Consider the following 16,074-nt stretch of genomic DNA (forward strand, 5'->3'; position numbering starts at 1 on the left):
AGAAATCTTGGTGTATTAACACCGATGGAAAAGCATGAAATATATTTACATGCAGCATAAAAACTGCCAGCAGGTTAGACCCACTGGCAGAAAATTTTTTTATTTTTTTAATTGTCTACTTGACGGGAAGCAGTTCAAACTTTGTTCTTTTTATTTGTAAATTTATTTTAAACATTCTTAGTGTAAAAAGAAATGATCTTATCAAAGACACTAAATGCTATCTCATCTCGCTCATAATATGATTCATGCTTTGATCCATCTACTTTGACCAACTCGCAGTTCGTAGCATATTGTGCAAACTTTTTTTGTGCCTCTGGAATAACATGTGTATCATATTCTGCTTGGAGTAGCAATACAGGTATTTTAACCTTTGAGGCATTTTCTTTTTTTATAAGTTTTCTAGTTGCTTTCACACCTTCGATGTACCATAGTGCTGACGATCCCCCGCACTGATATTCATCATGTTTTTTAATTTTTTCATGTAAGTACTCATATCTCTCTTTGCAACTAGTAGATCTAGTAGGCGATGCCTTTTTCTTAGCATACGGAACTTGGCCAGGTAAATAATTTATCCCTCTTCCCAAAATTCTTAGACTTCTAGAAACAATATTTGCAAAGATTTTTGGTGCCTTTCCTGTATTTATTTCATGCATTGGTGAGCTTAATACAGCAGCGGTAAAATAATTCGTATATTGTTCTAGGAAAAGCGTACCAATCCCACCTCCCATAGAGTGAGCAAACAAAAATAAGTTTTTATTACTACTATTAGGAATAACAATTTCATCTATAAATCTTTTGAAATCCTCAGTATAATAATCAAACTTTTCAACGCTTATTTGGCTACTATCTATACCTAGTCTTGGAGAACGACCATGCCCTCTATGCTCCATAATAAAAACAGAATAATTTTCTTTCATTAGATAGTAAATTAATTCATAATATTTTTCCGTAAATTCTCCAAAACCATGACATATAACAATATTAGCCTTTGGGTTTTTTACCATAAATTTTTCGTAATATAATTTTAAATTATTTTCTCCAATAATATACCCACTTTTTAAATTTTTCTTTATATATGGTTCTACTTTATCCAACATCTCTTCTTTATAGTTCTTTTGTGAAACATATTTTCCCTTACCTGTAATTATATAATCTAGATCTGAAGTAATTTTTAGAGCGGCATTATTACTCATAAACAATCCTCCTTATTTGCAACAATTATTTCTATGATTTATAATTTATTCAATTACTTAGATTTAATATACAATAGTTTCTTTAAATCTATTATAACTTTAGGTTAAAAATAACTCAATTTACAATTATTAACACACAAAAAAACAGCTCTCTTAATCTAAATTTATCAGAAATAAATTTTTTCTAAGACAGCTAATTTCTATTATTTAATATTGAAAGCCTTTGTTTTGATAATAAATTATTTTAGCTTTCTCACCTGTACTTAATACTAAGTCTTCTCCTATATAATAACACAAAAGTTATAACAACATTTCTTTCACATACAAATCTGTTTCTCTTGATAAATCTATAAACTCTCCATCTTTTAAAACAAGGGGTTTTTCTAGATTATTTAGGTTCATTTGTATTACTTTACATTTCTGATTAGTATTTAGTAATACCTCTTCACCAATATAGTACCCTGAAATATGCTCTAAAAACATTTTTGAATATTCATAATCTAATTTCCCTAGGCTTTCATTTTTAACTATTTGCAACGCTTCAAATGGGAGTTTCTTTCTTTTATATCCTCTATCTGAATTAATTGCATCAAATACATCTGCAATAGCAATTATTTTAGCAAAAGGATGTATTGCCTCATCTTTCAACCCTAGCGGATATCCTGACCCATCTAACCTTTCATGGTGCATTAATACTCCATAACTAACTGACTTATCCAGAAACGATATGTCTTTTATAAATTGATAGCCTACCTGAGCATGAGTTTTTATATTGTTAAATTCATTTCTTGTTAAAGCTTCTTCCTTCTTAAGTAAATCTCTATCTATCTTTGTCTTTCCAAAGTCGTGAAGTATTGCTGCGTATACGAGTAAGTTTAATTTTGAACTTTCAAAACCCAACCATTTCCCTATGATCGCACTCAATGCCGCAACATTTACTCCATGCCTATATATCGAATCTGCTCCACTTCCATAAAGCACAATGTTCTTTATAACTACGCTACTTGGATTTAACTCATTCTGAATCTTTTTTGAAAACTCTCTAATTTCATTCATTGCTATTCCATTTTCATTTGCCAATTGTCTAAATGTTTTTTGCAATTTTAATGATATTTCTTTAAACTCTTCTTCTATCTTCCTGTGCTGTTCTTCTTTTTTATTTTCTATATTACTTGGCTTTTTTTCAACGCTCTCTTCATATATTTCCACTTTGCCTATAAATAATAAACTTCTCAGCTTCTTTATCATTTGGCTATTTATACACAAATCTTTTTTAAGGAGCACACTCCCATTTTCTTCTACATTTTTAGCTACTACCATACCTTCTACTAACTCATTAAAGTTCACTATCTTTGTCTTCTTTTCCACAATACTCACACCAATCATACCTATAATTTTAAACAATTTGAAATTTTATAGATAACAACTTATACAAAAATAAATTTAATTAAACTAAATACTAATATCTAAAAGTGAAAAATTTATTTATAAAGTTTTTTAAGCCAATTATTTATTAAAATGTACTTATTTATTTATATTATTCTATATTTTTTAACTTTTGTCAAAAGAAGTTTTATGTTTTTTTATAATGTAGTTATTAAATTTCTCAGGAAATATATGTGTTATTATTTTTCTTATTATATCCATATTACACACTTCTACCCACATGCTACATTAAATATTCTGTACCTTTATTCAAATTCTTAAAATATTAGTTATTCTAGTGAAACATCTATAATTTATATTATAAAAAGGGCAAGGATTAATAAAACCCTTGCCCTTTTTACAGTTAATCACACATAACTGCAATCTTATTCTATTGGTGACGCTTTTTTATTTCCTGTTTTGGCTTTGCCTTGTATTTCTTGCGGAACATTTCTTACATCATTTTTTTTATAATGTGTTATATGATTACTTTCTGTTCCATGTGGTTCACTCGGATCTGGTCTTCTCATTCCTGCTTTCGCCATAACTATTTTCACCCTTTCTATAACATATAGAATAATAAATAAAAGAGTAGTTTCATATCTAAGGTACTCACATATAATTAATACAAACCTTAGACTCATTTCTACTTAGATATTTATATATATATTTGAAATTATCTCAAATTTAGTATTCTAAAAACTATTATATTATATACCTGACTTTTACTGAAACTATGGGAATAATTTTACCTTTTATCGAAGATACATCAACTCTTGTTTATCCATTCATTCCAGATATCAGTTTTCTCTCCAACTGTTGCTTCCTTCCCATTTCTAACCACAGGAGTATTCATAACTTTTTGATTTTTTAATAACAATTCAATTTTTATATCCGCACTTCGTATATTGCTAAAATTTAATTTTGTATATTCTTTGCTCTTTGTATTTATTAATTCATTAAGTTTAACTGAATTTAATACACTATTTAATTCGCCTTTACTCATAGACTTTTCATTTAAGTCAATAAACTGAAATTTTATATTTCTCTCCTTAAAGAAGCGTTCTGCTTTTTTAGTATCAAAGCATTTCTTTGTTCCAAATATCTGTATATTCATAAGATCTCCCCCTCCTTAGATACTATAAAAAAATAATCAAAATACTTTTAAAAGAGTTGAAGTATACTCCTCAACTCTTTTATTAATCAAAATTTATTTATCTAATTTTACAATCGTATCTAAAGCAACTTCCATCATATTAGTAAATGTTTTTTGTCTTTCCTCTGCACTTGTAACTTCTCCTGTTACAAAGTGATCACTTACTGTTAGTAATGCCAACGCATTAACACCAAATTTTGCTGCAATTGTATATAACGCTGCTGCTTCCATTTCTACTCCTAAACAGCCAAACTTAGCCCATTTCTTCCAATCTTCACTATCATCACCGTAAAATACGTCAGAACTATATATACTTCCTACTTTAGGATCAAATCCTTTTTCTACTGCGATATCATATGCTGGCTTTAATAATTCAAAGCTTGCTGTTGGTGCATATGTTCTTCCTTGGAACCTCACTAGATTAAGATTTGAATCAGTTGAAGCTGACATAGCTATAATAAGATCTCTAACCTTAACTTTTTCACTATATCCCCCACAAGTTCCTACTCTGATTAAGTTTTTAGCTCCATAACTTTGAATCAACTCATTAACATAGATTGATATTGATGGTATTCCCATTCCTGTTCCTTGAACTGAAATCTTCTTTCCTTTATATGTTCCTGTAAATCCATACATTCCTCTAACTTCATTGTAGCATACCGCATTTTCTAAAAATGTTTCTGCAATAAATTTTGCTCTTAATGGATCTCCTGGTAATAATACACTTTCTGCTATAGCACCATCTGGTGCATTAATATGAACACTCATTTTGTTACCTCCGATTCGTTGTTCTCTTTATTTTCCTAACGCTTCTTTCTTAAAAGCTCCAGGCAAAATATCATTCATGTCCTTTACTATATAATCATCTTCATTTTTAGCTATTATTATTTTAACGTCTTCATCGCCAAATTCAACAATTACTTGGCGACATATTCCACATGGAAATGTGTATTCCTCTAAACTACCTACTACTGCTACAGCTTTTATTCTTTTTTCCCCCTCAGATATTCCTCTAAATATCCCAGTTCTTTCTGCACAGTTTGTTGCTCCAAAAGATGCATTTTCTATATTGCATCCTCCATATATTTCTCCACTATCAAAAAGAATAGCTGCCCCAACCTTGAACTCTGAATAAGGCGAATAAGCCCTCTCCCTATAATCTAATGCTATTTTAATAAGATTTTTGTAATCCATAAATATCCCCCCTCTTATTCTAAAAATATATATAATTTTATAGGTCCAATGATCCGATTTTTATCTTTTCTATATTTGAGATTTCAGCTACTGTCTGCCCCATGTCTACAAAAGAATTTCTGGTTCCTAAAATAATACTGCAATTTTTCATTTGCTCTTCCCAAAGTTCATCTAATATAGCCGTACCTAACGCTGGTTTGTTTCCAATGACTTTTCCTGTTGAATCCTCAAATTTTTCTTCTTAACTAATTTGGAGTTATTTTATAACGCCATAAATTAATGGTATATCTTCAGACTTCTCTTTTGCTATATGATAACTTTCAATTATGCTCTTTTCCGCTCTCTTTATTTTACTTTCATCATTTGCGTGTATATAAGCTAAAGTTTCACCTTTTGATACTTTATCGCCTCTTTTTTTATTCAAAACTATACCAACAGCTAAATCTATAGTATCTTCCTTCGTTGCTCTGCCTGCTCCAAGTTCCATTGCTATTAGGCCTATATGCTCAGAATCTATTTTAGATACATATCCTTCTTCTTCGCTTTTAACTTCTACAACATATTTTGCCTTTGGTAAAAGTTCTGTATTCTCAACTTGTTCTGGATTTCCTCCTTGAGATGCAACAAATTCCTTTAGTTTATTTAGCGCAGATTTATCTTCTATAACTTTAAGAAGCATTTGTCTAGCATCTTCGACTGTTTCAGCTTTCCTCGCTAAAACCACCATATTGCTTCCAAGAGTTAAGCATAGTTCCAATAAATCTTTTGGTCCAGCTCCATTCAAAGTATCAATGGCTTCTTTTATTTCTAATGCATTTCCAACTGCTAATCCTAATGGTTGATCCATGTCAGATATTACAGCCACAGTATTTCTGTTAACATTTTTACCGATACTAACCATAGCTTCTGCAAGTTCTTTAGCACTTTCAAAAGATTTCATAAAAGCTCCATCGCCAATTTTAACATCTAAAACAATAGCGTTAGCCCCAGCTGCTATTTTTTTACTCATTATGCTTGATGATATAAGGGATATATTTTCAACTGTAGCGGTAACATCTCTTAAAGCATATAATTTTTTATCTGCCGGCGCCAAATCTGCTGTTTGACCCATAATAGCAATTTTATTATTATTAACATTACTCATAAATTGTTCTTCGCTTATTTCAACTGAAAATCCTTCAAATGATTCTAATTTATCTATTGTACCTCCTGTATGACCAAGACCTCTTCCAGACATCTTAGCAACTGGAATCCCAAGGGCAGCAACCATTGGAGTTAATACAAGTGTCGTAGTATCGCCAACTCCACCCGTACTATGTTTATCTACTTTTATTCCTTCTATATTTGATAAATCAAGAATATCTCCTGAATTAACCATTGCCATGGTAAGATCCGAAGTTTCTCTCATATTCATTTTTTGAAAACAAATTGCCATAAGTAATGCTGAAACTTGATAGTCTGGAATACTACCTTTTGTATAATTTTCAACAAAAAAATTAATTTCTTCCGTAGTAAGTTCCATACCTTCTCTTTTTTTACTTATAATATCAGTCATCTTCATAAAATCACCCTTTTCACCACTTAACTTCTAATAATTAATTTTTTTCATTTAGATTCTAAACTTAAAAATTATTTACTTTCACTAACTATTGCTATACTAGCACTAGCTCCTATCCTACTTGCACCAGCATTTATCATTTCCATAGCGGTTTTAAAATCTCTAACTCCCCCAGATGCTTTAACGCCTAATTCTGGTCCAACAGTCTTTCTCATTAGAGCTATATCTTCTTTTGTAGCTCCACCTGCTCCGAATCCTGTTGATGTCTTAACAAAATCTGCTTTAGCTTCTTTTGATATTTCACACGCTTTAATTTTTTCTTCGTTTGTTAATAAACAAGTTTCTATAATTACTTTAACTAGCGCCTTTTCTTTAGCCGCATTTACTACTGCTTCTATATCCTCTTTAAGAAGTGAATAATTTTTGTCCTTCAATGCGCCTACATTAATAACCATATCTATTTCAGTTGCACCATTTTCAATAGCTTGAGCTGTTTCAAATGCTTTGGATTCTTTAGTCATTGCACCTAATGGAAAACCAACTACTACACAAGTCTTCACATCGGTTCCTGAAAGTTCATTGCTAACTAATTTTGCATAACATGCATTTACGCAGACAGATGCAAAACCATATTCTTTTGCTTCTTTGCAAAGTTTCTTTACCTCTTCCACAGTAGCCTCTGGCTTAAGTATTGTATGATCTATATATTTAGCTATATCCATTTTGTATCTCTCCTCTTTCATATATAATATAAAGTATTTATTTTAGTATACTTTTATATATCTTTAAATGCACAACCTAGAACAAAACTCTTACTTTAATGTTTAGCTCTTTAACATAATCTTATACTAAAGGCTTATTACTAAATTGTGCATTATAATTATTAAAAGTAAATATTATCTTTTTCCTGAATCAAAAGGTTCACCCGCTGATTTAGGCGCTTGTGACGATTTAGAGAATATCACAAGGGCAATCAAAGTAGCTACGTAAGGAAAAATCTTAAGTACTACTGATGGTATAGAACCTAGAGCAGGAATAACTTGTGATACGTTAGCAATTGTTGTTGCAAATCCAAAAAAGGCTGTTGCTGCAAGGATACCAAGTGGTTTCCATTGCCCAAAAATTAAAGCTGCAAGTGCCAAAAATCCTAGACCTGCAACACTTCCATTAAATTCACCCGAATATGTCACGAGTATTATTGCTCCTGATAGTGAAGATAAACCTCCTGAAAGTAATACCCCTATATAACGCATGCGATATACATTTATTCCTGCAGCATCAGCTGCTTGAGGATACTCTCCACAAGACCTTAATCTTAATCCAAATCTTGTTTTATATATTAAAAATATACTTAGTAGTAATATTGCTAATGCAAGCCAAGTAGTAGCATATGATTTTGCAAAAAGCAACTTACCGAGTACAGGTATTTGAGAAAGCCCAGGAATATCACTTTGAAAAAATCCAGTTCTAATCCTTATACGTCCACTTCCTGAAATAGTTCTTGCCAAAAATATAGTTAATGCTCCTGCTATCATATTTATAGCTGTACCACTAATTACTTGGTTAGCATTTAAGTTTATACTGGCAAATGCATGTAAAAGTGAAAATAACATTCCAACTATTAGAGCTACAATCAATCCTATCCAAAGAGGGAGATTGCTGCCTGGAAAAACATCTTGTAACTTTGTTATTGTTAAAGCTCCAGAAAATGAGCCTATAATCATAAACCCATCAAGTCCTATATTAATTACTCCACTTCTTTCGCAATATAATGCTCCAAGCGCAGTCATAAGTAAAGGAATTGTATATGCTATAGCATATGGAAAAATTTGCTGTACTATGTCCCACATATTACTTCTCCCCCTTATTATTTACTTCTTCTGTATCACCAAGTTTTTCTGAATCATCCACTTCTTCATCACTACTTAATGTTGACTCATTACTTGCATTTTCATTTGGTAATATACCAGTCCCGCCAGTATTACCAGCTTTATTTGCAGCTGCCATGGCTCTTCTATGTTTAATTTTATTAACTACTATTGGCACCGCTGCACTTATAGCTGCGAAGTATATTATAATGGCAATTATTGTATCTGCTATTTCTGGAGGTATGCTTGTGTTAGCATTCATAAATCCTTTTCCTGAATATAAAAGTCCAAAGAAAATGGCTGATACAAGAATACCTATTGGATTATTAGCTCCTAGTAATGATACAGCTATTCCATCAAACCCTTGTGATGGCATTATTCCTATTTGAATATTAGATGCATTTCCAACATATTGAGCCACTCCTGCAAGTCCTGAAAGTCCTCCAGATATCATCATTGCAATAATAATATTTTTATTTACTGACATTCCTGCATATTCAGCAGCATCCCTATTAAATCCAACCGCCTTCAATTCATATCCTAAAACTGTTTTATTCAAAATGAATCCAATAATAATAACAGCTATAATTGCGATAAGTATTCCTAAGTTAATATAAGAACCTGAAAATAAATCTGAAAACCAAGTAGTTCTTAATGATGCTATTTCTGGAATATTCTTAGATTCTGTTTCAGTTGAACCCTTAAAATAAGTTGGTATAGCATAATACACTATCCAATAACAAATCCAATTCATCATAATGGCAGATACAACTTCATTTACATTAAATTTAGCTTTTAATAATCCCGGCACAAATGCCCATAAAGCACCAGCTAAAGCTCCAACGATTATCATAACTAATAATAATACTGGCCTCGGCATACTTGCATTATATGTTAATGCTATAGTTGTTGCACAAAATCCACCAAAAAGCATTTGCCCAGGTGTTCCAATATTAAATAGTCCTGTTTTAAATGCAAATCCTACTGAAAGCCCTGTAAGTATCAAAGGAGTCGCAGTTGCTAAAGTATCTCCAATTCTAGATATATTTTTCAATCCGCCTTGAAATAAATATGAATATCCGTCTATAGCATTATCTCCAATAGCGAACATTAAAACTGCTCCTGCAATCAATCCTAGAACAACTGCAAGTATTGAATTTAAAGCTTCTTTTTTATTCATGCGACTTTCCTCCTTTTTGAATTCCAGCCATCATTAAGCCGATTTCATTTTCATTTGTTTCAGAAGCATTTACTATTCCTATTAATTCTCCACTATTAATAATTGCAATCCTATCTGATAAATTCATTACTTCACTTAATTCTAAAGATATAAGAAGTACTGCCTTTCCTGCATCTCTTTGTTCTACAAGTCTTTTATGAATGTATTCTATTGATCCTACATCAAGACCTCTAGTAGGTTGAACTGCTATTAATAATTCCGGATTTAATTCAACTTCGCGTCCTATTATCGCCTTTTGTTGGTTTCCTCCTGACATCGTTCTTGCAAGAGATGCTCCCCCTTGGCCTGATCTTACATCAAATTCTTTTATTATTTTTTCTGCATAATTGTGTATAGCATTCTTTTTTAATAAGCCATGCTTTGAAAATGGTTCTCTATCATAAATTTCTAAAACCATATTATTTTCGATAGTATAATCTAAAACTAACCCTCTTTTATGACGATCTTCTGGAATATGAGCTATTCCTTTGTTTATACGCCTACGTATTGATATATTACTTATATCTTCGTTTTTAAAATATATTTTTCCTGATTTTACAGCTCTCATACCAGTAATAGCTTCAACTAATTCAGTTTGCCCATTACCTTCAACGCCTGCTATACCAAGAATCTCTCCTGCTTTTACTTCTAATGAAAAATTCTTTACTCCAAGAACTTTCTTATTATTCAAAACCGAAAGATCTTCTATTTTTAAAACTGTATCGCCAGGTTCTTTTTCTTTTTTGTCAACCTTAAAGCTGACAGGTCTTCCAACCATCATTTCAGCCATTTTTTGTTCAGAAGTAGCTTTAACCTCTACACTTCCTATATATTTTCCACGCCTAATAACTGTACAGTAATCTGCAACTGCTTTTATCTCTTTAAGTTTATGAGTTATTAGTATGATTGATTTTCCTTCATTAATGAGATTTTTCATAATTTTCATAAGTTCTTCAATTTCTTGTGGAGTAAGCACTGCTGTAGGTTCATCAAAAATTAACACTTCAGCATCTCTGTAAAGCATTTTTAGAATTTCGACTCTTTGCTGCATTCCCACTGATATATCTTCTATTTTTGCATAAGGGTCAACTCTTAATTCATATTTTTTTGATAATTCTTCTATCTTTTTAGCTGCACTTTTTATATCTACTACTAGACCCTTTTTAGGCTCGTATCCTAAGATTATATTTTCAGTTACAGTAAAATTTTCTACTAATTTAAAATGTTGATGAACCATTCCTATTCCTAAATCATTTGCAACATTAGGATTGGATATTTTTACTTCTTTACCTCTTATCTTTATGCTTCCCACTTCTGGCTGATACATTCCAAAAAGTACTGACATTAATGTCGATTTACCTGCACCATTTTCACCAAGTAGTGCATGAATTTCACCTTTTTTTAGTCTAAGAGTAATGTTATCATTTGCCACTATACCTGGGAACTCTTTACGAATATTTAGCATCTCAACTACATATTCCATAATCAGACTCCTCCTTATTTAAATTACAATTTATCAAGTGAAACTTGCTTCGGGTGGGATTTTATTCCCCATCTGAATCTTAGTTGAACTTATCCAGGAGCGTGCAGCCGTTATCTCTCTTTTAAAGAAGATGGAGTATTATGGATGCTAGCTATCGGATAAAATATGTTTATAGTGAACAATAGAGGATGACTTTTCTATCAGATTTAAATCGCTTAAGATTATAAAACCTGTAGAAATGCATCCCCATTGCTATTTTATAGAATCCTAACTACATTGTTTTAGGAATTTAATTTGAATTATTTTATTAATGATCCATCATTCTTATCATTAACTTTTACTGATCCATCTTTAAGTTTTGCTGTCACATCTTGAACAGCTTTCATTGTTTCATCATTTAAATTAGGATTTTTCTCTGGAATACCAACAGCATCCTTTGTGATATCAAATGTTAAAGTTTGACCACCTGGGAAGTTTCCTTCTTTTAATGCTTTAACCATGTTATAGCTTGCTGAATCCACTTTCTTAACTGCTGAAGTAAGAATTATTGATTTACCGTCTGAACCTACACCTTCTTGATATTGGTCTACGTCAACACCAACAACCCAAACTGCTTTTCCAGCTGCTGCTCTTGCTTTTGCTTCAGTTATAGCACCTGTACCAACACCACCTGCTGCACAGAATACAGCTTTAACACCTCTATCGTACATTTGAGCTGCAAGTTGTTGTCCTGCTGCCGCATCATTAAATGTTCCTTGGTATACTACATTTTCTGCTTTTAATGACATTTTTGTTCCTAAATTTTTATTAGCATAAGCAACACCTTGTTGGAATCCCCAGTTGAACTTTTGAACCGCTGGTATTTCCATACCACCAATAAATCCTAGTTCACCTTCTTTAAGTTGAACTGATGTAGCAACACCTGCAATAAATCCTGATTGATGTTCTGCAAATAAGATAGAAACTGAATTATCTCCTACTTTATAATTTGCTGGTTGAGCTCCATCATTTGGAGTACCATCTATAAGAACAAAATGTGCATCTTTATATTTATCTTGAGCTTTAAAAATAGCTGTTTCAAATTTGAAACCTGGAGTTGCTATAAACTTAAATCCTGAATCGTAAAGATCTCCGATATTCTTTAAGTAATCTGCTTCTGTTTCTCCAGTTGGTTTTAAATATTTAGTTTCTGTACTAAAGTCAGTTTCAGTCTTCTTTAAGCCTTCCCAAGTACCTTGGTTAAATGACTTATCGTCAATTGTTCCTGAATCAGTTACCATACCAACTTTAATTTTCTCTTCTTTTGCGGCTTTATCTCCTCCGCCTGCACCATTACCTGATGATGAACTTCCGCATCCAGCAAATAATGTCACTGTTATTGCTGAAACTGCTAATAATGATAATAATCTCTTTTTCATTAACCTTCCTCCTAAATATAATATTTAATATTTAAACTCATGAAGTTTTCATGACTTAAATCTAATAAAGTAGTTATTATTAATATTACTTATTTATATTTATAATATGTCAAATTTATTATGCTAAATATTACTTATGTTATACCCATTTGTGCATCTTATCTATATTTTTTCTCTGAACCCTTGGCTACTATTTGAGGTGCAATTACTAATCTTCTAACCTCTGTATCATCAGTATTATTAATAACATCTCTGAGCATATCCATAGCAGCTTTCCCAAGTTCAATTGGGGAGTCTTCCATATATGTAATATTTAGGCCAACTACATCTAAAAAATCAATTTTATTAACTCCAACAATGGCTAAATCTTCAGGAATATCTTTATTTTGCTCTTTTATTGCTTTTATTACTCCCATTGTCATCATATTGCTGCAAACAACCACTGCTGTTGGAGGATCTTTTTCTTTTAGAAATTTTTTAGTTACTTCATATGCCTTATCTAATTTGAAATCACCATAGAAAACATATTTATTTACAAATTGTATATTACTTTCTTTTAATGCCTTTTTATACCCTTCCAGCATATCCATAACTGGTTCTGAGCTTAGTAATCCTGTCATTATTCCTATTTTAGTATGTCCCTCTTTAACTAACAGGTTTGTTGCATCAAAACCACCTTTTACGTTATCTACAAATACCCCATTTAATTTTTTAAATTTTACATCCGCAGAAACTAGAATTATAGGAATATTTAAATTATTTATTGTTTTTATATATGTATCATTAAATTGCTCTGCACCAAAACCTGGCGTCATTATAATCCCTTTAATTCTTTGTTCCTTTAATAAATTTAAAGCACGAATTTCTTTTTCTAAATAATTGTCTGTATTAAATAAAATAATATTTAAATTATTCTTTTCAGCAATTTCACTTATTCCTTTAATAATTTCTCCAAAATAGGAATTAGTTATGTCCGGAACTACAACTCCAATTGTATTAGTTTCACTTTTTGATAAACTTCTAGCAATCGCACTTGGAGTATAATTCATCTCTTTTATTGCCGATAATATTCTAAGTTTAGTATCTTCCTTCACGTATCCTGAATTATTAAGAACTCTTGAAACAGTTGCCGGAGATACTTTTGCTCTTTTTGCAATATCGCTTATAGTTACTGGCATGAAAATCCACCTCATTGCAAACTTAATTTTTCCGATATCTAGCATCCTTAACTCTCTTCATCTGACAGATAATGGCTGCACGCTCTTGGACGATATACCCCTTTAGGGCATTATTTGAACTAAATTTATGTGGAGTATAAAACTACACATAAAAAGTTTAGCTTTATGGTATCGCTTCCACATTTATCATAATATATTAGGAACTCTATGTCAATAATCTTAGTATTCCCTATTTTTATTATAAAAATTAATTTTATTTTTAATTATTATGTAGCATATATCTACATTTGAGGGGAATCTTATATACTTTTTTTATTATATATGACGTCTAATTTTTCAAAAATAATCTACAAATATATTTTTCTTTCATTACTTTGAAAATAAAAATGGAATAACCCAAACAATATATGTATAGATTATTCCACCTTTCTTATTTTTCTCTTATTTTATTAACAAATCTCTCTATTCTCTTTAATGCTTCAAGAATATCATCCATAGATGAAGCATAACATACCCTTATAAATCCTTCTCCACATTCTCCAAAAGCATTGCCTGGAACAACCAATACTTTCTCGCTTAAGAGTAACTGTTCACAAAACTCATCTGATGTAATGCCTGTAGATTTAATGCTTGGAAATAAGTAAAATGCACCAAGAGCCTCGAAGCATTCCAATCCCATTTTTCTGAATCCATTTATTAATACTCTTCTTCTCCTATTATATTCTCTACACATCTCTTCCACATTTTTATCACCACTTTTTAAAGCCTCTATTGCAGCATATTGAGCTGTTGTAGGTGAACACATAAGTGCATATTGATGTATCTTTTTCATAGCATCTATTAGCACTGGATGACCGCAAATATATCCTAATCTCCAGCCAGTCATAGCATAAGATTTAGAGAATCCGTTTATTACCAAAGTCTTATCTCTCATCTCTGGGAATGATGCTATTGAAACATGTTTCTCTCCATAACAAAGTTCTGAATATATTTCATCTGAAATTGCAATAATATTTTTATCCTTAAGAACTTCAACAATACCCGCAAGCTCTTCTTTAGTCATTATTGCACCCGTCGGATTATTTGGAAAAGGTATTATAACAACCTTAGTTCTAGGCGTAATCGCATTTTCTAACGCTTCAGGTGTAAGCTTAAACTCATCTTTCGCTTGAAGATTTAACACCTTCGCAGTTGCACCTGTAAATGCTGTACACCCTTTATATGCAACAAAGCTCGGTTCTGGCACTATTACTTCATCCCCAGGTCCAACTAATGCTCTAAGCGCAACATCAATCCCCTCACTTCCTCCAACGGTAACTATTATTTCATTGGCTGGATCATAACTAAGATTAAATCTTCTATAAAGATACTTGGATATTTCAGTACGCAATTCAATAAATCCAGCATTAGATGAATAATGAGTGTGCCCCTGTTCCAATGAATAAATTCCAGCTTCTCTTACATTCCATGGAGTTACAAAATCTGGTTCTCCAACACCAAGTGAAATTACGCCTTCCATTTCATTCACTATATCAAAATATTTTCTTATACCTGATGGAGGCATATTTTTAACATTATCTAAAATCATATCTTCTAATATCATATGAATATTGTCTCCCTATCTTCTAATTTCTTTTCCTTGAATATTTTTCCGTGGTCTTTATACTTCTTTAATACAAAATGTGTTCCTGTACTCAATACATATTGTTGAACTGCTAGTTTTTCTGATACGAAAAGCGCAACTTCCTTCATTGTTTTTCCTTCAACAATAACAGTTAAATCAAATCCACCAGACATTAAGTAACATGCTTTTACTTCTGAGAATTGATATATTCTTTCTGCAACTTTATCAAATCCAACTCCTCTTTGTGGAGTTATCTTAACTTCAATTAATGCTGTAACAGTTTCACTTCCAGTGTTCTCCCAATTTATAAGTGCTGTATAACCAGCTATTATGCTTTTTTCCTCATAATCTCTTATTGCATCTCTAACTTCCTCAACCGTTTTGCCAGTCATAATAGCAATTTGCTCATCGCTATATCTACTGTTTTTTTCTAAAATTTCAAGTATCTCTTCCATTAAAAATAACCTCCTTATTTTTGCAAATGAAAGATGAATGATAAATAATTAATGATTAAAGTTGACATCACTTCGTGATTTCTTAAATTTTATATATTTATAGAAATTCCTTTGGAATTTCCTCTCTCATCATTCATTATTCATTTTTCATCATTCATTATTGATTTGCTAACATTTAATTTAATAAACCCTAAAGTTTTTAAAATTTTAATAAATTTCTGTAAAATAAAAAATCCCTCATCCCAACAAGGGACGAAGGAACTACTTCGCGGTACCACCCTAATAAACAATACAAGTATTGTT

The 16,074-nt window shown here is 31.4% G+C and carries 15 protein-coding genes and 1 other annotated feature (1 of these 16 running past the window's edge); all 15 genes read right to left on the minus strand.

Annotation, left to right across the window (positions count from 1 at the left end; translation table 11 throughout):
- Positions 1–167: 167 nt before the first annotated feature.
- Positions 168–1,193: an alpha/beta fold hydrolase gene (locus D2A34_RS01280; RefSeq protein ID WP_079441516.1), complete on the minus strand. Its 1,026-nt coding sequence runs from the start codon at positions 1,191–1,193 to the stop codon at positions 168–170.
- Positions 1,194–1,493: 300 nt separating this feature from the next.
- Entirely contained in the window at positions 1,494–2,561 is a 1,068-nt protein-coding gene (locus D2A34_RS01285; RefSeq protein WP_079441515.1) for an HD-GYP domain-containing protein, read from the minus strand.
- Between the two features lie 443 nt (positions 2,562–3,004).
- On the minus strand, positions 3,005–3,163 hold the full coding sequence (locus D2A34_RS26545; RefSeq protein ID WP_169896849.1) for a hypothetical protein: 159 nt from the start codon (positions 3,161–3,163) through the stop codon (positions 3,005–3,007).
- A 224-nt stretch (positions 3,164–3,387) separates the two neighbouring features.
- The gene (locus D2A34_RS01290; protein WP_079441514.1) at positions 3,388–3,735 is read right to left on the minus strand and encodes an arsenate reductase family protein; all 348 of its coding nucleotides are present in this window, start codon (positions 3,733–3,735) and stop codon (positions 3,388–3,390) included.
- 93 nt (positions 3,736–3,828) lie between these two features.
- On the minus strand, positions 3,829–4,542 hold the full coding sequence (deoD, locus tag D2A34_RS01295) for a purine-nucleoside phosphorylase (RefSeq protein ID WP_079441513.1): 714 nt from the start codon (positions 4,540–4,542) through the stop codon (positions 3,829–3,831).
- 27 nt (positions 4,543–4,569) lie between these two features.
- Positions 4,570–4,968 carry a cytidine deaminase gene (locus D2A34_RS01300; RefSeq protein WP_079441512.1) on the minus strand — a complete coding sequence of 133 codons (399 nt, stop codon included), beginning with the start codon at positions 4,966–4,968 and terminating at the stop codon, positions 4,570–4,572.
- A gap of 256 nt (positions 4,969–5,224) precedes the next feature.
- A complete protein-coding gene (locus D2A34_RS01310; RefSeq protein WP_119365478.1) occupies positions 5,225–6,529 on the minus strand; it encodes a pyrimidine-nucleoside phosphorylase in 1,305 nt (434 codons plus the stop codon).
- Between the two features lie 68 nt (positions 6,530–6,597).
- Positions 6,598–7,248 (minus strand): deoxyribose-phosphate aldolase, encoded by a 651-nt coding sequence (deoC, locus tag D2A34_RS01315; RefSeq protein WP_079441510.1) that lies wholly within the window; start codon positions 7,246–7,248, stop codon positions 6,598–6,600.
- A gap of 174 nt (positions 7,249–7,422) precedes the next feature.
- Complete coding sequence (locus tag D2A34_RS01320) at positions 7,423–8,376, minus strand: ABC transporter permease (protein ID WP_079441509.1); 954 nt, start codon at positions 8,374–8,376, stop codon at positions 7,423–7,425.
- 1 nt (position 8,377) lies between these two features.
- Positions 8,378–9,574 carry an ABC transporter permease gene (locus D2A34_RS01325; RefSeq protein WP_079441508.1) on the minus strand — a complete coding sequence of 399 codons (1,197 nt, stop codon included), beginning with the start codon at positions 9,572–9,574 and terminating at the stop codon, positions 8,378–8,380.
- The gene (locus tag D2A34_RS01330; RefSeq protein WP_079441507.1) at positions 9,567–11,096 is read right to left on the minus strand and encodes an ABC transporter ATP-binding protein; all 1,530 of its coding nucleotides are present in this window, start codon (positions 11,094–11,096) and stop codon (positions 9,567–9,569) included. The genes D2A34_RS01325 and D2A34_RS01330 overlap by 8 nt, the downstream gene beginning before the upstream one ends.
- Before the next feature lie 299 nt (positions 11,097–11,395).
- A complete protein-coding gene (locus tag D2A34_RS01335) occupies positions 11,396–12,514 on the minus strand; it encodes a BMP family lipoprotein (protein WP_079441506.1) in 1,119 nt (372 codons plus the stop codon).
- A gap of 158 nt (positions 12,515–12,672) precedes the next feature.
- Positions 12,673–13,692 carry a LacI family DNA-binding transcriptional regulator gene (locus D2A34_RS01340; RefSeq protein ID WP_079441505.1) on the minus strand — a complete coding sequence of 340 codons (1,020 nt, stop codon included), beginning with the start codon at positions 13,690–13,692 and terminating at the stop codon, positions 12,673–12,675.
- Positions 13,693–14,122: 430 nt separating this feature from the next.
- Positions 14,123–15,295: an aminotransferase class I/II-fold pyridoxal phosphate-dependent enzyme gene (locus tag D2A34_RS01345; RefSeq protein ID WP_079441504.1), complete on the minus strand. Its 1,173-nt coding sequence runs from the start codon at positions 15,293–15,295 to the stop codon at positions 14,123–14,125.
- Positions 15,292–15,771, minus strand: a complete 480-nt coding sequence (locus D2A34_RS01350) for an Lrp/AsnC family transcriptional regulator (RefSeq protein ID WP_079441503.1) — start codon at positions 15,769–15,771, stop codon at positions 15,292–15,294. The genes D2A34_RS01345 and D2A34_RS01350 overlap by 4 nt, the downstream gene beginning before the upstream one ends.
- Positions 15,772–16,016: 245 nt before the next feature.
- Positions 16,017–16,074, minus strand: a binding site (T-box leader); it runs 205 nt beyond the window's last position.

Source organism: Clostridium chromiireducens, assembly GCF_003575225.1.
Taxonomy (GTDB): domain Bacteria; phylum Bacillota; class Clostridia; order Clostridiales; family Clostridiaceae; genus Clostridium; species Clostridium chromiireducens.